We start from the raw sequence: 17,630 nt of genomic DNA on the forward strand, positions 1-17,630 counted from the left end.
AACGACTAACGTAAAAGGGATCACGATGCGTAACTTACTGAAATATGCCGGTATCGGTTTACTGGTGGTCGGACTGGCCGCCTGCGACGGCAAAGATGATAAAGCCGCCGCCGATGATAACGGCGTCAGCAGCAGCCAAAGCAGCCAGACCGTTACCCTGATGGACGGCAAGCTCAGCTTCTCGCTGCCGGCAGGCATGTCCGATCAAAGTGGAAAAATGGGCACGCAGGCCAATAATATGCACGTGTACGCCGATGCCAGCGGCCAGAAAGCGATTATCGTGATTGCGGGCGACGCCACGAATGAAAGCCTGGACGTGCTGGCGAAGCGCCTGGAAGATCAGCAGCGTAACCGCGATGCGCAGCTGCAGGTAGTGACCAATAAATCTGTCGAGCTGAAAGGCCAGCCAGCACAGCAGCTGGATTCGGTGATTTCGGCCAAGGGCCAGTCTTCCTGGTCGTCAGTGCTGCTGGCGAAAGTTGACGGCAAACTGCTGACCCTGCAGATTACGCTGCCTGCGGACAATCAGCAGCAGTCGCAGACCGAAGCAGAGAATATTATCAACACGGTAGTGCTGAAATAATTTCCCTTTAAAAAAATAGCGCCCGGCGGAAATATCGGGCGCTATTTTTATTTACGCGGCGGTTTTGCAACAGCCTTTTCCCGACCGCGCCGTTTACTAAGTCCTGTTGCCGTTGTGATGGGAAACGCATGCCTGACCATCACTTTCCCGGCTTACTCCTTACTGGCTAACATTTCCCTGTGGGCAATGCCTGACAGATCGGCTTACAGACCTGCGTGTTCGCGAATATATTTTCGGGCCTTAACGGCATATTCGAACGGATTCGCCAGCGCCGGATCCTGCTCCGCCTCCACCACCATCCAGCCTTTGTAACCCGACTCGTCCAGGATTTTAAACACCGGATCAAAATCAATCACGCCATCGCCGGGAACGGTAAAGGTACCTTTTTTTACGCCGTCCAGGAAAGAGAGCCGCTGGCTTCTGACCTGTGCCACCACCTCATCACGCACGTCCTTCAGATGTACGTGATTGATTCGCGGCAGATATTTTTCCAGAATGGCCAGCATTTGCGCCTGGCTGCCTTCCGAGTAGTAGGCATGGCCGGTATCGAACAACAGATAAACGTTGTCCTGGGTCAACGACATAAATTTGTCGATCTCTGCCGCAGTCTGAATGGCCGTCCCCATATGATGGTGCAAACAAACCTGCATGCCTTTTTCCGCCGCCAGCGCGGCCAGCTCGTTATAGCCCTCCGCCGTCAGCCGCCACTCCTCTTCGGTAAAATGCGGCTTCTCTTCCAGCACCGCCAGCGTGGTGCCCTGAATGCTTTTGCTCTGCTCGGAGCAGCCGATCACTTTAGCGCCCATCGCGTGAAGAAAGTCGCGATGGTTGATAAATTCATCAATGGTTTTTGCCCTGTCGCCATTGGCGAAAAAGGTGCTGAACCAGGCGTTGCAGATTTGAATACCGCGAATGTTCAGCATCGGTTTCAGCACCGCCGGATCGCGCGGATATTTACTGCCGACCTCACTGCCGGTGAAGCCAGCCAGCGCCATTTCGCTGACGATTTGCTGGAAAGTGTTTTCTGCACCCAGCTCAGGCATATCGTCATTGGTCCAGCCAATCGGGGCTATCGCCAGCTTTACGTTCTCTTTGTTCATGGTGGTGCCTCAGCGGTCTGTCATTAAGATGGCGCGGCGCGCCTGCCTGGGCTTTCCGCGCGTAGGATCGGCCTGTTGCGCCTGAAGGTTAGCGAAGCAGTTCGCGCTCGATCAGCTCACGGGTTTCCACGGCCTGATATTTCATTTTTTCCGGATAGCCAAACAGCGAGGCGGCAACTATCGACTCGCCGCCGACTTTATGAGTGCGGTTGGCAAAATCCATCTCGCGCAGGGTTTTAAACAGCGTATCGAAATCCACTTCGCCCTCACCCACGCCCACGTGCTGATGGATGGTGGCATCCACGCCTGGCGGATTGACGATATAGCGGCAGTGTTTGGTGTGGTTCATGGTATCGGCGATGAGCACGTGTGAAAGGTCGCCGCCCGCATATTCCAGCATGCTTTTTACGTCGCCTTTGCCTTTGTCGTAGAAGAAGGTATGCGGCACGCTATAAAGATATTTGACGTTTTCGCTGCGGAACGACTTCACCAGATCGGCAGTTTCGTTGTTTTCTTCGCAGAAATCCCAGGGGTGTGACTGAATTTCAATGCGAATACCTTCCCGCTCGACGATGGGCAGCAGCTCCTCCATAGAGCGGTAAAACATCTCTTCGCAGATCTCCGGTTCGTTCGGCGTGCCGGAAAGCTCGGTATTGATAACCTGCACGCCAGTTTCCACCGCGATTTCAATCATACGCTTCCAGTTGCGCACGGCCGCCTGGCGACGTGCCTCATCCGGGCCTGACCAACGGTAGACCACGATATAGGAAGAGATTTCCAGCCCGGTTTCACGCAGCGCGTTTTTGTATTCGGTGATGATTTCCCGGCTGGCCCTGGGATGTTTGTAGAACGGATTAATCTGCGGATGCGGCGACTGCTCAATATATTTGTAGCCCCACTCCGCCACCTGGTGAACCATTTTGGTGATGCCCAAATCTTTAATGACGTCTACATCAAAGGCGATTTTCATCGGTTTCTCCCTGCTAATCATTTGACAACCCCTCTGCCTGCGCAGAGGAGTCGGTCGGCATTATTTGTTGTAAAACGCCGGACGCGGCGGCAGCTCAACGCTTTCAATCGCCCCGCTTTCCTGCGCCTTCAGGCAGGCATCTGCCGCTACGGAAGCCGCATAGCCATCCCATGCGGAAGGGCCGTGCAGTTGGCCAGCCGTGACGTCATTGATAAACGCCTGTAGCTCAACGTCATAGGCATCGATAAAGCGATCCTTCCAGTCGGTCAGAATGGAAGTGGACAGCTTCGCCTCTTTACGCAGCTGGACAGAGGCTGGCTCCGGCAGTCTGGCGATCCCGGTTTCGCCCACGACCTCACACTGGATGTCGTAGCCATAGGCGCAGTTAACGAAGATTTCGACGTCGATGCGCACGCCTTTTTGCGTTTCAAACAGCACGATTTGCGGATCGCGCAGCTTCGCATGCGTATTTTTGGTATCGCGCGGGAAAACCACCTGAACCGTTTTATAGTCGTCCTCGGTCAGCCAGCGCAGCACGTCCAGCTCGTGGATCAGCGTGCTGGTAATCGCCATATCGGTGGTATAGCTTTCTGGTACGCTTGGGTTGCGATGGGCGCAGTGCAGCATCAGCGGCTCGCCGATATCGCCGTTGGTGATAACCTGCTTTAACGCGCGGTAGCCAGTATCGTAAGGACGCATAAAGCCCACCTGCACCAGACGCTTGCCGTGGGCAATTTCAGCCTCCACCACGCGGCGGCAGCCTTCAGCCGTCAGCGCCAGCGGCTTTTCGCAAAATACCGGTTTGCCCGCCGCGATGGCCGCGAGCGTAAATTCTTCATGCGTGGGATCCCAGGAGGTGACGATTAGCGCGTCAACGTCAGAGGAGCGAATAACATCGTGGCCGTTGGCATAGACTTCCGCCTCCAGACCCAGACGGCTAACCACGCCTTTAGCGCCTTCGATATTAATATCGGAGACGGCCACCACTTTCGCGCCCTGCAACACTTTGCTGCAGCGACGAATATGTTCCTGACCGATTGCGCCGGTGCCGATTACGCCAAGTTTCAGTGTCATAACTACTCCGTTCGAATGTAGGGTATAGGGGAGTCTTCCGGACGGGAAAACCCGTCCGGTTCAGGCCACAGAGAATGAATTAGTATTTACGTGCCTGGTCGAGATGCTCGTTCAGCATGTGGGCCACGGCGTTAATGCGTTCGGACTGCGATACCTGCGCGCCGCCCACGTGCCACCAGCTGAAATATTTGTGCACCATGGTTTTTGGCAGCACTTTAATGTCAATCAGCGTGGATACCGGCGACTGACGCGCTTCTTCCAACGCCTGCTTCAGCTGCGCCAGCGTGGTGACGCGCCATGTTTTACAGCCGTAGCCAGCGGCGATGGCGGCGAAATCTACCGGGATCAGGCCGCCATCCAGCTTGCCGCCTTCGGCATTGCGGAAGCGGAACTCGGTGGTAAAGCTGTCCATGCCGTGTTCCATTTGCAGGTTGTTGATGCAGCCGTTAGTCATGTTGTCGAACAGCACCACGTTGATTTTGGCGTTCTCCTGGAGAGAGGTCACCAGCTCGGAGTGCAGCATCATAAAGGAGCCGTCGCCGACCAGCGTGTAGACCTCGCGGTGCGGCTCGGCCAGCTTGACCCCGAGCGAAGCGTTGACCTCGTAGCCCATACAGGAATAGCCGTACTCAACGTGATAGCCGTTGTAATCCTTATTGCGCCACACGCGTTGCAGATCGCCCGGCAGGCTACCGGCCGCGGCGACGATCACCGCATCCTTTGGGAGATTTTCATTTAGCGTACCCAGCACGCTGCTTTGCGTCAGGAACGAATCGGTCAGCCGGTTGAATTCGGCAAAAACGGCCTCGCGATCCAGACGATCGTCAATCTCCGGCACAAAACCCTCGTTGCTGTAAACCGCCTGATAAACGCGCTGCGTTTCCTTCAATAATTTGCTCTGTGCCTGAGCAATTTTCTCTCCCCAGCCGCTGGTGAAGCCCTGAGCGGCCAGCCGGTTATCCAGTGCGGTAAGCGCCTCGCGCGCATCGGCCACCACCTGTACGCCGTCCAGCTTCCAGGCATCAAAGCTGCTGACGTTAACGTTGAGATAGCTGACGTCCGGGTTCTGGAAGATCCATTTTGAAGCGGTGGTGAAATCGGTGTAACGCGTGCCGACGCCAATCACCAGATCGGCCTCCTTCGCCAGCAGGTTGGCCGCCAGGCAGCCGGTTTCACCCACGCCGCCGACGTTCAGCGGATGATCGGAAAGGATCGTGCCCTTACCGGCCTGCGTTTCCGCAAACGGGATTTGATGACGCTCGGCAAACTGGCGGAGCGCCTCGCCCGCTTCGGAATATTTCACGCCGCCGCCGCAGACAATCAGCGGCTTGCGTTTGCCGGCGATCAGCTTCAGCGCGGCCGCCAGCTGGGCTTCGGTCGGCAGACGGCGATCGAGCAGGTGCACGCGCTTCTGGAAGAAATAGTCGGGATAATCCCAGGCTTCGCCCTGCACGTCCTGCGGCAGCGAAAGGGTAACGGCGCCGGTTTCTGCCGGATCGGTCAGCACGCGCATGGCGTTGATGCAGGCGGTCATCAGCTGTTCCGGGCGGTTTATCCGATCCCAGTATTTGCTGACCGCGCGAAACGCATCGTTGGTGCTGATGCTAAGATCGTGACTCTGTTCAATCTGTTGCAGCACCGGATCGGGCTGGCGGGTAGCAAACACATCGCCAGGCAGCAGCAGTAAAGGAATACGGTTAGCGGAAGCGGTGCCCGCAGCGGTGATCATATTGGCCGCGCCAGGCCCCACGGAAGAGGTGCAGGCGATGATCTCCCGCCGCAGCTTCTGCTTGGCGTAGCCGATAGCAGCGTGCGCCATGCCCTGTTCGTTACGCCCCTGACGCACGATCAGATCGCCGCTGTCCTGCTCCAGCGCCTGCCCCAGCCCCAGCACGTTGCCGTGGCCGAAAATAGCAAAAATGCCCTTCACAAACTTGGTTTCGACGCCATCTACCGACAGATACTGATTGTCGAGAAATCTGACTAAAGCCTGTGCCGTGGTTAATCTGATCTTGCCCATTTGCTCTTCCTTACGGTACGGCGACAGACCGTCGGTCTGCCGCGTTTCGCCCGAGTAATCGCCACTGCGGTAATGGCCGAAAATGAAACGTGAGGCGATTATAAACAAATATTTTTTTCACTAAACCACATTACAGAAGAAACATTTCATTTTGCGAGTGAGATCAAATTATGCCCTGCAACGCACATCGCCGGAATGCCTGGCCCGGCAGCAGCAGCATGGCCTGATGCCAGCAACAAAAATGCGGATTATTTCTTTATATATCAAATAAATAATTAATATAAATACACATTTTTTAACCTGTCTGTTGCCTGGCTGAAACCATGAAAAGAGTGCCGTGACAGCGCCATATCGCCGCAAAATGCGAGAGTTTTAGCCACTTCACATTTTTGGGGTATAAATTTCATTCTTGGTTGAAGTTGAAATATTTATTCCCCATACTGATTTTCACTTCATATCCGGACGCCGCTATGCGTTCAGGAGGATGCGCTGACACAGCGCGGCTGGCCTATCACAGAAGGAAACAGAATGAGTACACAACAGAAGCGGCTTGATGTGATCTGTATCGGGCGCATTGCCGTTGACCTCTATGGTCAGCAGATTGGTGCCCGGCTGGAAGATATGAGCACATTTTCCAAATATCTGGGCGGGTCGTCCGGCAATGTCGCTTACGGTACGGCCATTCAGGGGCTGAAATCCGGTATGTTGGCCCGCGTGGGCGATGAGCATATGGGCCGCTTTCTGCGGGAAGAGCTGCAGCGCGTAGGTGCGGATACCGAATGCCTGATCACGGATAAAACCCGCCTGACAGGCCTGGTGATCCTCGGGATCAAAGATCAGGATACTTTCCCGCTGGTGTTCTATCGGGATAACTGCGCTGATATGGGCCTGACGCCTGAAGATATTCAGGAAGATTACATCGCCTCTTCCCGCGCCGTGGCGGTGACCGGCACGCATCTGTCTCATCCTGATACCCGCGCTGCCGTGCTGAAGGCGTTGGACATCGCTCGTCGCCACGGTCTGCGCACCGCGCTGGACATTGATTATCGTCCGGTTCTGTGGGGGCTGACCTCGCTCGGTGACGGTGAAACCCGCTTTATCGAATCCAGCCACGTGACGCAGCAGCTGCAGGAAGTGCTGCATTATTTCGATCTGGTGGTCGGCACCGAAGAGGAGTTTCATATCGCCGGCGGCAGTACCGATACGCTGACCGCGTTGAAAAACGTCCGTCAGGCAACTAAAGCGACGCTGGTTTGCAAACGAGGAGCGCTGGGCTGCGTGGTGCTGGAGGGCGAAATCCCGACAAGCTGGGAGCAGACGAAACTGCAAAGCGGCGTGCGCGTGGAAGTGTTGAACGTGCTGGGCGCGGGCGATGCTTTTATGTCCGGCCTGCTGCGCGGCTGGCTGAACGATGAGAGCTGGGAACAGGCGTGCCGCTACGCCAACGCCTGCGGCGCGCTGGTGGTTTCGCGTCACGGCTGCGCGCCGGCGATGCCGACCAAAGCCGAGCTGGATGACTTCCTGAGCCGCGATAAAGAAGTTAAGCGGCCCGACCTGGACAGCCGCCTGAATCACCTGCATCGCGTTACCACGCGTAAACAGCAGTGGCCGGAGCTGTGCGTGTTCGCTTTTGACCATCGTAAACAGCTGGTAGATATGGCGAACGAGGCGGGCGTGGACACGACCCGCCTGCCGGAGCTGAAAACGCTATTGCTGCGCGCGGCGCAGGAAGCCGCCACGGAAGCCGGGCTGGATCGCCGTAGCGGCATTCTGGCCGATACCACCTTCGGGCAATCCACGCTGAATGCGATTACCGGCAAAGGCTGGTGGATCGGTCGTCCGATTGAGATGCCAGGCTCAAGGCCGCTGCGTCTGGAGCATGGCAATATCGGTTCGCAGCTGGTGGACTGGCCGCAGGAGCATGTGGTGAAGTGCCTGGTTTTCTATCATCCGCACGACAGCGCCGAGCTGCGTAAAGAGCAGGACGAGCTCATCCTTGACGTCTGGCAAGGCTGTAATAAGACCGGCCATGAACTGCTGCTGGAAGTGATCCTGCCGGAAAATAATCCGGATAAACAAGAGTCTTACTATCTGGAGATGCTGAGCCACTTCTATTCGCTGGGCATCCAGCCGGACTGGTGGAAACTGCCGCCGCTGAGCCTGGAAAGCTGGCAGGCCATCAGCGGGCTGATTGAGCAGCAGGATCCCTGGTGTCGCGGCATTTTGATCCTGGGACTGGATGCGCCGGAAGAGAAGCTGAAGGCGGGATTCGCCGCGGCGGCGCAGGCTCCCTGGGTAAAAGGTTTTGCGGTAGGCCGCACTATTTTTGGCCAGCCTTCACGCCAGTGGCTGCAAGGTGAACTTAATGACGAAGCCCTGATCGCTGAGGTAAAAGGGAATTATCTGCGTCTGATCGACTACTGGCGGGAAGTCCGTCCTGCAACCTGACCTTCCGTGCCTGTGCCGCCCGCCAGCTTCATTTTCCGTCCGCTGGCGGTGCGGTTAATTTCACCTGTTTTGTAACTTCCTCCCGGTTTACGTTTTTAAAAAAGGCGAACGTCGGCAAAGCCGCAGCGATCGTGTTTTTTTCTGTGATGGAATTCATATAGCGATGAAATAGAACCGCTGAATTTCGTTAGCAAGTGAAATTTTTTGTTCATCTGATAGAATAACCGCCAGAAGAATATGACTAAAATTTAGCGAGCCTGAGTCAATGACTATTACCCCAACACAGCTTTCCCTGTTACAGGACGATATTCGTCGTCGCTACGATACCCTGAGTAAGCGCCTTAAACAGGTGGCTCGCTATATCCTCGACAACAGCAACAGTATCGCTTTTGACACCGTAGCCTCGATCGCCCAGCAGGCCGACGTGCCGCCTTCTACGCTAATTCGCTTCTCCAACGCATTTGGCTTCAGCGGCTTTAACGAAATGAAGCAGGTGTTTCGTCAGCATCTGATGGAAGAAACCGTTAACTATACCGAGCGCGCGCGTTTGTTCCGCCAGACCTCGACGGATGAAACGGCCACGCCGCCGGAAAACCCGGCTGAAATTCTCAACGTCTTTACCATGGTCAATTCCCAGGCTTTGCAGCAGCTGGCGATGCAGACCAACCCGGAACAGCTGAATAAAGCCGTAGAGCTGCTGGCGCAGGCGGAAAATATCTATGTGATTGGCCTGCGTCGTTCGTTCAGCGTCGCTTCCTATCTGACCTATGCGCTGCGCCATCTGGAACGTCGCGCTTTTTTAATCGACGGCCTGGGCGGGATGTTTACCGAGCAGCTCAGCATGGTGAACCCTAAAGACGTGGTGATCGCTATCAGCTATTCGCCCTATGCGCGTGAAGCCGTCGAGCTGGTTGAGCTGGGTGCTAAACGCGGCGCGCAGCAGATTGCCATTACCGACAGCCAGGTCAGCCCGCTGGCCGCCTTCAGCGACGTCTGCTTTGTGGTGCGTGAAGCCCAGGTTGACGGCTTCCGTTCACAGGTTGCTTCGCTGTGCCTTGCGCAGACGCTGGCCGTTTCTCTGGCGCTGCACAACGTCAAGGACTGATCGGCCGCCTGATGGCGTTAGTGTAAAACCAGGCAGCGGCTGCCCGGGAGTTTAAAGCCGCTGACCCGAGGGTCATAAACCGCCAGGCCTGAAGGTTAGAAATAGCCAGACCCGAAGGTCGCAAACCGCCAGGCCTTACGTCAGCGGCGCCGCTGCTTTCGCCAGGCGATCCTTCATTTGTCGATAGCGCTCCGTAACCTGCTGTTCCGCCCACTGCGCATCGGCGATTTTCTCTACCCTAACAGCGCAGTGTTTAAACTCCGGCGTTTTCGCTACCGGATCGACATGATCGAGGGTCAGCTCATTACAGGCACCTATCCACCACTGATAGGTCATATAGACCGCGCCCTGATTTGTTCTGTCGCTGACTTCAGCTCTGCTAAGCACCCTGCCGCGCCGCGAAGCTACCCATACCAGTTCGCCGTTATGAATATTCAGCGCACGCGCGTCTGCCGTATTCATCTGGATCCTGCCGGGTTCATCGGCCTGAGCCGCCAGGGCGTGGCAGTTGCCGGTCATCGAGCGGCAGCTGTAGTGGCCCACTTCACGTACCGTACAGAGCACCAGCGGCCAGGCTTCATCGGTTGCTTCGGCGGGCGGCTGCCAGTCGCAGGCAAACAGCAGCCCTTTACCGGAAGGACGCGAAAAGCGGTTTCCTTCATAGAGGTAAGGCGTGCCGGGATGTGCTTCATCAGGACAGGGCCACTGCACGTAGCCGAACCCGGCCATTTTCTCCCAGGTGGCGCCGGTGTACAGCGGGCAAAGCGCGCGCAATTCATCCCAGATCGCTTTATTGTTTTCGTAGCGCATGGGATACCCCATCGCCTGCGCCACGCGGCAGATAATTTCCCAGTCCGGCAGGACGTCGCCCTGCGGCTCTACAGCTTTTTCAAAGCGCTGGAACCCTCGATCGGCACTGGTATAAACGCCCTCATGCTCGCCCCAGCTGGTGGCGGGCAACAGGACATCCGCCAGCTCTGCCGTTTTGGTCATAAAAATATCCTGCACCACGATCAGATCCAGCTTTGCCATCGCCTGACGCATCAGGGCGAGATCCGGTTCGGTTTGCAGCGGATCTTCGCCCATAATCCAGTAGGCACGCAGCTTGCCCTCCAGCGCTAAATGGGGAACATCGGTAATGGCGTATCCGGGTTTATCACTGAGCGAGTCAACGCCCCAGGCGGCGGCAAATTTTTCGCGTACCGCCTTATCCGTTACGGGCTGATAGCCGGGGAAAACATCTGGCAGAGCGCCCATATCGCAGGCACCCTGAACGTTATTTTGCCCTCTGACCGGCCCCACGCCGACGCCCGGCCGCCCGAAATTGCCGGTAGCCAGCGCCAGGCTGGCCAATCCTTTCACCACATCCACGCCCTGCCCCCACTGGGTCACGCCCATTCCCCATAAAATAGTGGCGTTGCGGGCGCTGGCATAAAGGCGAGCAGCCTGGCGAATAAGCTCCGGCTTGAGTCCTGTGATGGCTTCCACCGCTTCCGGCGAATAGCGCTGGACGCCTTCCCGCCACGCTTCCAGCCCTTCCGTATGCTTATCGATATAGCTTTTGTCCCACAGTTTTTCAGCGATCAGCACGTGAGCAAGCGCGTTCACCAGCGCCATATTGCTGCCGTTTTTTAGCGGTAGCCACAGATCGGCCAGCCGGGCGCTTTCGATATAGCGCGGATCGCAGACGATAATTTTGGCCCCTTTCTCTTTGGCATGCAGAATGCGTCTGGCCACGATCGGATGAGAATCCGCAGCGTTATAACCAAAGATAAGCAGGCAGTCGCTTTCTTCAATATCCTTCATGCCGTTGCTCATCGCCCCATTGCCCAGGGTCGCCCGCAGGCCAGCGACGGAAGGGCCGTGGCACACCCTGGCGCAGCAGTCGATGTTATTGCTTCCCAATACGGCGCGCGCAAACTTCTGCATAACATAGTTGGTTTCGTTTCCCGGCCCGCGTGAAGATCCGGTAACCATAATGCTTTCAGGCCCTGAACGAGCGCGAATTTTTTGCAGCCGCCTGCTGACAAAATCGATAGCTTCCTGCCAGCTGACTTTTTCAAAAGGCCCGCCTCGTTTACGACGAATGGCAGGATGCTGCAAGCGCGGCGTCAGCAGGCGGGTATTATTCAAAAACTCCCAGCCGAAGTAGCCCTTCAGGCAAAGCTTTCCCTCATTGGTTACGCCGGGCGCGCCTTCCGCGCCAACGACTTTCCCGTCTGCAATCTGCAACGCAATTTTGCAGCCGCAGCCGCAGTAGGGACAAACAACAATCGCTTTATCCATGTGTCTCCACCTCCTGTAAATAAGGGCCGTTCAGCTGGCTTTCTGCTGCGGCTCGCTGCTGCTTTTGCTGCTGTCGTTGTGTCAGTCCGGCGGCGGTCATCAAAGTCAACGCGCCGGTTGGGCACACGTGGATGCAGGCAGGCCCGTCGGATTGACCCGCGCAAAGATCGCATTTCACTATCAGCGGCTTTTCTTCAGGCTTGCTGACGATTTCAATAGCGCCAAACGGGCAGGCGATAACGCAGCTTTTGCAGTCAATACAGCGGTGACGGCGGGTTGCTATCATACCCAGCTCGCCCTTATACAGCGCCGCAACAGGGCACGCAGAGACGCAGGGCGCGTTATTACACTGATGGCACATAACGGGTACGCTAACCTGCGACGATTTAATGACCTTCAGGCGAGGGAAATAGCGCTGCGCAGCCAGTAACGGCGTGCCCGTATGCGCCACGGCGCAGGCAACCTCACAGGTATGGCAGCCGATACATTTTTCAGGCTGGGCGACGATAAACTGGCTCATAAGGCCCGCTCCTTTCTTTCTGCGCGGGTCATTTCCGCGCTCTGTTCAAACATCGCCAGCATCTCTCGCGCGCTGCGACGCCCTTCCGCCATAGCCGTTACCACCAAATCGGCACCGTGCACGGCGTCCCCGGCGGCAAACACTTTTGGATGATGCGTTTGCGTTGTGCGGCCCGCCTGGCCTGTTTTGATCAGCCCCCAACGATCGAAACGAATCGCCTGTCCCGCCAGCCAGGGCATCTCGTGCGCCTGAAAGCCAAAGGCCAGGATCAGCGCGTCGGCAGCCAGCACGAATTCAGATCCTTTGACCGGCTGCGGTCGTCGACGCCCGTCGCTGCCTGGCTCACCGGCAACGGTGCGGATCATCCCTATGCCGCTCAGGCGACCGCCCTTATCCAGCCCGATATATTGCGGCAGCAGGTTAAACATAAATTCCACGCCTTCTTCGCGCGCGTTGGCGACCTCTTTTTTAGAGCCAGGCATACTCTCTTCATCGCGTCGATAGGCGCAAATTACCTGTTTCGCCTGCTGCCGGATGGCGGTACGCACGCAGTCCATCGCCGTATCGCCGCCGCCCAGTACTACGACTTTTTTTCCCTTCAGCGAGACATAAGGCTGCTGTTCATCCTCTGCCAGCCCCATGACCCGTCGCGTATTAGCGGTCAGATAGGGCAGCGCCTGAATAACGCCGGGCGCATCCTCATGCTCAAGGCCCGCCTGCATCAATTTATAGGTGCCCACGCCCAAAAAGACGGCGTCGTAATCCGCCAGCAGACGAGAGAAAGGAAGGTCGCGGCCAATTTCGCAGCTAAGGTGAAACTTAATTCCCATTTCGCTGAAAATAGCGCGGCGGGTTGCCATCAGCTGTTTATCCAGCTTGAAAGAGGGGATCCCAAAGGTCAGCATCCCGCCGATTTCGGGATGGCGATCGTAGACATCCACCTGAACGCCGCTGCGCGCAAGGATATCGGCACAGCCCAGCCCGGCAGGCCCGGCGCCCACCACCGCTACCTTTTCACGCCGGGCCTCAATCGCTGGCGGCGTCGGGCGCCAGCCCTGCCTGAACGCTTCATCAGTGATGTAACGTTCGAGGTTACCTATCGAAACCGCGCCCGACCGACCGCTGAGCGTACATGCGCCTTCGCAGAGCCGATCCTGTGGACAGACGCGCCCGCAAATTTCCGGCAGGCTGCTGGTCTGGTGCGACAGCTCTGCCGCATCGATAATTCGCCCCTCCTGCACCAGGCGGATAAAATCGGGGATGGCGTTGTGCAGCGGGCAGGCCCAGCCGCACCACGCTTTTTGCGCGCAATAAAGGCAGCGCTCGGCCTCATAGCCCGCCTGCGACGGCGAGAGGCCCTGATAAATCTCGCAGAAATGCCTGGCGCGCTCCGTGGGTTTAAGCTTGCGGGCGCCAATGCGCGGCAGCTTATCCAGCGCCTTTGCGGCGCGTCCGGCTACTGGCCGCAGCGCTTTATCGTCAGCGGTGGCGTACTGACGGTATTGCCGAAGCCGCGTCAATGTATTTTCATCCATCACCTGCAGCGCCTGGGTCGGGCAGGAAGCCACGCAAGCGGGCTTGCCCTGCTCGGTTTGCTCGCAGAGATCGCACTTACTCATTACGTCTTCAGAAGCAGCCGGTTCAATCGCACCAAACGGGCAGGCCAGCAGACAATTTTTGCAGCCTATGCACTTTTCCTCATGCAGCCGCACGCTGTTGTATTGAAAAACAAGCGCCTGAGTTGGGCAACTGGCGACGCAAGGCGCTTTGTTGCACTGACGACAGGTAACGGGGCCGCAGCCTTTGACAAGATGAATGCGCGGCCGAAACTGCCCACGATGGGCTGGCCATTCGCCATCGCCGTGCGCTAGTGCGCAGGCCACTTCACAAACATGACAATCGATACACTCGCTGGGATTAACAGTGACAAACCGGTTCATTTTTACTCCTTTTTATGCCGCACAGATCCCTTTCGTCGGGTTATGCAAAAAAAGGGCACATTTGCGGAAAAAAGCCATTCAGAACTGATTTTTGTGAGGCATTACGCAGTTGCTGACGAGAACGTCGGTTTGACAGAGGGATGTCGCCGCTATGGCAGATGTAAACAGGAGAATTACCGTCTCATTTTGAGAAAAAAACCTCAAAGTGAAACGACTCCAGCGACACACAAGCGAGCAGCGGACTTGTTTTAAATCAGTTTCTTCGAGATGCCTCACAGCCCTGTCGCTTGTCGCGGACATCTTCACACTCTGGCATATCACTTGCTTAGGGCTGTCCCGGGAAGCATCTGGAGGGCCAAAATCCGTGAAAACTCTTTTAGTGGGCAATGAAGTACCGCGCGTCGACGGCGAGGCGAAAGTCAGAGGCGCAGCCGTATATGGTGACGATATTGTGCTGAGAAACATGCTTTATGGCGTGTGTCGCTACGCCGATATCGCCGCAGGCCAAATCGCCTCGCTGGATATCTCGGAAGCGGAAAAACTACCTGGCGTGGTGAAAATCGCCACCTGGAAGGACATCCCAGGCCAGCGCTGTATCGGCGTGGTTATCCCGGACTATCCGCCTATCGTTGAGAGCGAAATTGCTTTTCGGGGGGACGTCATTGCCGTGATCGCGGCGGAAAGTTATGAAATAGCCAGCCAGGCCGCCGATAAAATCCGCGTAGCCTATACGCCCTGGACACCGATAACATCGGTGAGAGAAGCCATCAGGCCGGGGGCACGGCCCATCCACAGTGACAAAGAAAATAATATTATTAATCATCACCATACGATTAAGGGCGATATTGAGGCGGGCTTTGCGGCCTCCAGCTATATCTTTGAGCGCGATTTTGAGGTCGGCTTTCAGGAGCACGCCTATATTGAGCCAGAGTCGATCACCGTTGGCTACGACGATAATGAACAGATCGTCACGATTTATGGGTCAATACAAAACGCGCATCGCGTGCGCGGCATGGTGGCGAAATATCTGGATCTGCCGCAGTCGAAGGTTAACGTGAAGCGCTCCGTACTGGGCGGATCTTTCGGCGGCAAAGACGATATTATCGATCATCTTGCCTGCCGCGCGGCGCTGCTGGCCGTGCTGACTTCGCGCCCGGTAAAAATGACCTATAACCGCGAACAGTCAATGCGGGAAAGCTATAAACGCCATCCTTATCAGATGCATTACAAAATCGGTCTGGACGATCGGGCGCGTATCCAGGCAATAAAAATAGATATCCTTGCGGATGGCGGCAGCTATGCCGGGCAAACGCCTTTTGTCACCTGGCGTAGCTCCGTACAGGCTGCCGGGCCTTATAATATTCCCAACGTGCGCGTCGATATTACCGGCGTCTACACCAACAATAATTATACCTCCGCCTATCGCGGCTTTGGCGCGCCACAGGTTATTTTTGCCAACGAATCGCTGATGGACGAGGTCGCGGAAAAAATGGGGCTGTCACCCGTCGAGCTGCGCCTGAGAAACGTACTGCGCCAGAACGACACCAGCATGGCTGGGCAGGTTCTCAGCGAGCATCAGGTCTCCGCGCAGGAAGTCCTGCAAAAGGCTATCGACAAAACCGAGTTTTTGGCGAAGCGGGAGCACTATCGGCAGCTCAATCAGCTGGGCGGGCCGATTAAATATGGCATTGGGCTGGCGCTCAGTCATCGGGGCTGTTCGCTGGGCGCCGAGGGGCTGGATGCCTCTTCCGCGCTGATACAGATCAATGCCGACGGCAGCCTGAATCTTTCCACCTCCGTGTCTGAAAACGGCCAGGGATTGCAGACCACCATGTCGCTTATTGCAGCGGAAGCGTTTGGTCTGGATCTGACACAGATTCATTTCACCGATCCGCCGACCGCCATGATTGCTGATGGGGGATCTACCGTCGCGTCGCGCGGCACGCTAATGGGCGGACAGGCGGTGCTTAGCGCGGCGAATACCATCAAGCGACGCATGGCTAAAGCGCTGGCGCAAACGCTGGATGTAACCGATCCCGACGATCTGGTATGGGAAAACGGCACCGTATTTCACCGCCGACAACCCTCTAAGCGACTGCCGTTCCGGCAGGTCGTTGACGTGACCAAAGCTGCCGGTGCCAATCTTTCGGCTTACGGCTGGCACGTCGCGCCGGCTATCCACTGGGACGAAGAAAAAGGAAGCGGCAGCCCCTACTTTACCTGGGTTTACGGCTGTCAGGTCGCCGATATCGCGCTGGATACCCGCACCGGAAAAATTACGTTCAACAACGCCACGGCCGTGCATGACGTCGGCAAAGTGATCAACAAAGTCGGCTTTGAAGGGCAGGTCTACGGCGGTCTGGTTCAGGGCATGATCGGCTACGCCATGCTGGAAGAGTTCAATACAGAGCAAGGCGAGGTTAAGTCTGAGAACTTTGATACCTATCTGCTGCCCACGATTAAAGACGTGCCGAATATCGACATCGTCGCGGTAGAAAACCATGACAAGGCTGGCCCCTATGGCGCCAAAGTTATTGGCGAACCCGTGCTGGAGCTTGGCGGCGCGGCGCTAAATAACGCCGTGAGCTTCGCGCTTGGACGTCGCAACTATACGCTGCCGCTGACGCTGGAGCAGGTTCGCCTGGGCTACGCGTTGAAAAAACCGGTCCGCCAGAGCGAGCTACAGGCTGAATCGGGCGGTAAAAAACAGGTTTTACGGCTGAACACGCTACAAATTTACCGGCCGGACACGCTGGATGACGCGCTACGGGCGCTGGCCGACGGCCAGGCCAGGCCGATTGCAGGCGGAACGGATGTGCTGGTACAGGCGCGGCTTAGTACGGTGCCGCTGCCGCTGGTGGATATTTCAGGTTTGAAAGAACTACAGCGTATCGCCCTCTGCGATGAGGGCGTGACCATTGGGGCTGGCGTTTGCTTTAGTGATTTGACGGCTGACCAGCGGCTTCAGGAGCACTATCCGCTATTAATTACCGCCTGCAACACCATTGGTTCACTACAGCTCCGTAATCGGGCGACGCTGGGTGGCAATATCGTTAATGCCGCGCCCTGCGCAGACTCCGTACCGCCGCTGATTATCTATGACGCTATCGTCGTGCTGCAGAGCCAGCAGGCGCAGCGCCGCATGCCGCTGTCGGACTTTATTACCGCAGGCTATCGTACCCGGCTACAGCCTGGCGAGTTGCTGACCGCGGTGATACTGCCCGCGCCCTATCGCGATCCTGGCCTTGAGCAACGCTATCTACAGCTGGGTCGTCGCAATGCGCTGAACATTACCCGTCAGAGCTTTACCGGCCAGTTTACCTTCAATCATGCGGGGATGCTGGTTCGCTGTCGTCTGGTAGATGGCGCGTTGTTGAGTAAACCTCAACGCTTGATTGCGGTAGAGAAAGTTCTGACCGGACAGGCGTTGACGGTCGCACAGATAGAGGCGGGTGCCAGCGCGCTGGAAGCCCTGCTAATGGCGGCGATAGGCAATCGTTGGTCCGCCGCGTACAAGGTGCCGGTAGCGTTAAATATGCTGCGTCAAATGTTGCAGGAAGCCCGTGAAGCCGGGACAAAATAAG

Annotated in this window: 11 protein-coding genes; 4 read left to right on the forward strand and 7 right to left on the reverse strand. The window is 56.7% G+C overall.

Annotated elements, in window-relative coordinates:
* Nucleotides 1-25 precede the first annotated feature (25 nt).
* Nucleotides 26-583, forward strand: a complete 558-nt coding sequence (locus ACVWZ0_RS21045) for a DcrB family lipoprotein (RefSeq protein WP_125289947.1) — start codon at nucleotides 26-28, stop codon at nucleotides 581-583.
* 203 nt (nucleotides 584-786) lie between these two features.
* On the opposite strand, the gene iolE is transcribed toward ACVWZ0_RS21045, so the two are convergent.
* The 4 genes from iolE to iolD all read right to left on the reverse strand — a co-directional run bounded on the left by iolE (nucleotide 787) and on the right by iolD (nucleotide 5,747).
* A complete protein-coding gene (iolE, locus tag ACVWZ0_RS21050; RefSeq protein WP_253457460.1) occupies nucleotides 787-1,683 on the reverse strand; it encodes a myo-inosose-2 dehydratase in 897 nt (298 codons plus the stop codon).
* Between the two features lie 88 nt (nucleotides 1,684-1,771).
* Nucleotides 1,772-2,653 (reverse strand): sugar phosphate isomerase/epimerase family protein, encoded by an 882-nt coding sequence (locus ACVWZ0_RS21055; protein ID WP_253457457.1) that lies wholly within the window; start codon nucleotides 2,651-2,653, stop codon nucleotides 1,772-1,774.
* Nucleotides 2,654-2,713: 60 nt separating this feature from the next.
* Entirely contained in the window at nucleotides 2,714-3,727 is a 1,014-nt protein-coding gene (locus ACVWZ0_RS21060) for a Gfo/Idh/MocA family protein (RefSeq protein ID WP_253457454.1), read from the reverse strand.
* Nucleotides 3,728-3,806: 79 nt separating this feature from the next.
* Nucleotides 3,807-5,747 carry a 3D-(3,5/4)-trihydroxycyclohexane-1,2-dione acylhydrolase (decyclizing) gene (gene iolD, locus ACVWZ0_RS21065; RefSeq protein ID WP_253457452.1) on the reverse strand — a complete coding sequence of 647 codons (1,941 nt, stop codon included), beginning with the start codon at nucleotides 5,745-5,747 and terminating at the stop codon, nucleotides 3,807-3,809.
* A gap of 528 nt (nucleotides 5,748-6,275) precedes the next feature.
* Here iolD and ACVWZ0_RS21070 point away from each other — a divergent pair.
* Together ACVWZ0_RS21070 and ACVWZ0_RS21075 are read left to right on the forward strand one after the other, a co-directional pair.
* A complete protein-coding gene (locus ACVWZ0_RS21070; protein WP_253457449.1) occupies nucleotides 6,276-8,195 on the forward strand; it encodes a bifunctional 5-dehydro-2-deoxygluconokinase/5-dehydro-2-deoxyphosphogluconate aldolase in 1,920 nt (639 codons plus the stop codon).
* A gap of 265 nt (nucleotides 8,196-8,460) precedes the next feature.
* On the forward strand, nucleotides 8,461-9,300 hold the full coding sequence (locus tag ACVWZ0_RS21075; protein WP_253457446.1) for a MurR/RpiR family transcriptional regulator: 840 nt from the start codon (nucleotides 8,461-8,463) through the stop codon (nucleotides 9,298-9,300).
* Nucleotides 9,301-9,435: 135 nt separating this feature from the next.
* Here ACVWZ0_RS21075 and fdhF read toward each other — a convergent pair whose 3' ends face one another.
* The 3 genes from fdhF to ACVWZ0_RS21090 are packed head-to-tail and all read right to left on the reverse strand — an operon-like array spanning nucleotide 9,436 to nucleotide 14,046.
* On the reverse strand, nucleotides 9,436-11,586 hold the full coding sequence (gene fdhF / locus ACVWZ0_RS21080; protein WP_253457443.1) for a formate dehydrogenase subunit alpha: 2,151 nt from the start codon (nucleotides 11,584-11,586) through the stop codon (nucleotides 9,436-9,438).
* Nucleotides 11,579-12,106 carry a 4Fe-4S dicluster domain-containing protein gene (locus ACVWZ0_RS21085; protein ID WP_253457440.1) on the reverse strand — a complete coding sequence of 176 codons (528 nt, stop codon included), beginning with the start codon at nucleotides 12,104-12,106 and terminating at the stop codon, nucleotides 11,579-11,581. Before ACVWZ0_RS21085 ends, fdhF begins: the two co-directional genes overlap by 8 nt.
* A complete protein-coding gene (locus ACVWZ0_RS21090; protein ID WP_253457437.1) occupies nucleotides 12,103-14,046 on the reverse strand; it encodes an FAD-dependent oxidoreductase in 1,944 nt (647 codons plus the stop codon). Before ACVWZ0_RS21090 ends, ACVWZ0_RS21085 begins: the two co-directional genes overlap by 4 nt.
* A 364-nt stretch (nucleotides 14,047-14,410) precedes the next feature.
* Here ACVWZ0_RS21090 and ACVWZ0_RS21095 point away from each other — a divergent pair, with 364 nt between their 5' ends.
* A complete protein-coding gene (locus ACVWZ0_RS21095; RefSeq protein ID WP_253457434.1) occupies nucleotides 14,411-17,629 on the forward strand; it encodes a molybdopterin cofactor-binding domain-containing protein in 3,219 nt (1,072 codons plus the stop codon).
* Nucleotide 17,630: the final 1 nt, after the last annotated feature.

Source organism: Erwinia sp. TECH1, from assembly GCF_054057575.1.

What these genes read in the sequence shown, in the direction of transcription:
- ACVWZ0_RS21090 (WP_253457437.1), bottom strand. Translation starts at nt 14,046, where the DNA reads ATGAACCGGTTTGTCACTGTTAATCCCAGCGAGTGTATCGATTGTCAT.
- iolE (WP_253457460.1), bottom strand. Translation starts at nt 1,683, where the DNA reads ATGAACAAAGAGAACGTAAAGCTGGCGATAGCCCCGATTGGCTGGACC.
- iolD (WP_253457452.1), bottom strand. Translation starts at nt 5,747, where the DNA reads ATGGGCAAGATCAGATTAACCACGGCACAGGCTTTAGTCAGATTTCTC.
- ACVWZ0_RS21060 (WP_253457454.1), bottom strand. Translation starts at nt 3,727, where the DNA reads ATGACACTGAAACTTGGCGTAATCGGCACCGGCGCAATCGGTCAGGAA.
- ACVWZ0_RS21070 (WP_253457449.1), top strand. Translation starts at nt 6,276, where the DNA reads ATGAGTACACAACAGAAGCGGCTTGATGTGATCTGTATCGGGCGCATT.
- ACVWZ0_RS21045 (WP_125289947.1), top strand. Translation starts at nt 26, where the DNA reads ATGCGTAACTTACTGAAATATGCCGGTATCGGTTTACTGGTGGTCGGA.
- ACVWZ0_RS21085 (WP_253457440.1), bottom strand. Translation starts at nt 12,106, where the DNA reads ATGAGCCAGTTTATCGTCGCCCAGCCTGAAAAATGTATCGGCTGCCAT.
- ACVWZ0_RS21055 (WP_253457457.1), bottom strand. Translation starts at nt 2,653, where the DNA reads ATGAAAATCGCCTTTGATGTAGACGTCATTAAAGATTTGGGCATCACC.
- ACVWZ0_RS21075 (WP_253457446.1), top strand. Translation starts at nt 8,461, where the DNA reads ATGACTATTACCCCAACACAGCTTTCCCTGTTACAGGACGATATTCGT.
- fdhF (WP_253457443.1), bottom strand. Translation starts at nt 11,586, where the DNA reads ATGGATAAAGCGATTGTTGTTTGTCCCTACTGCGGCTGCGGCTGCAAA.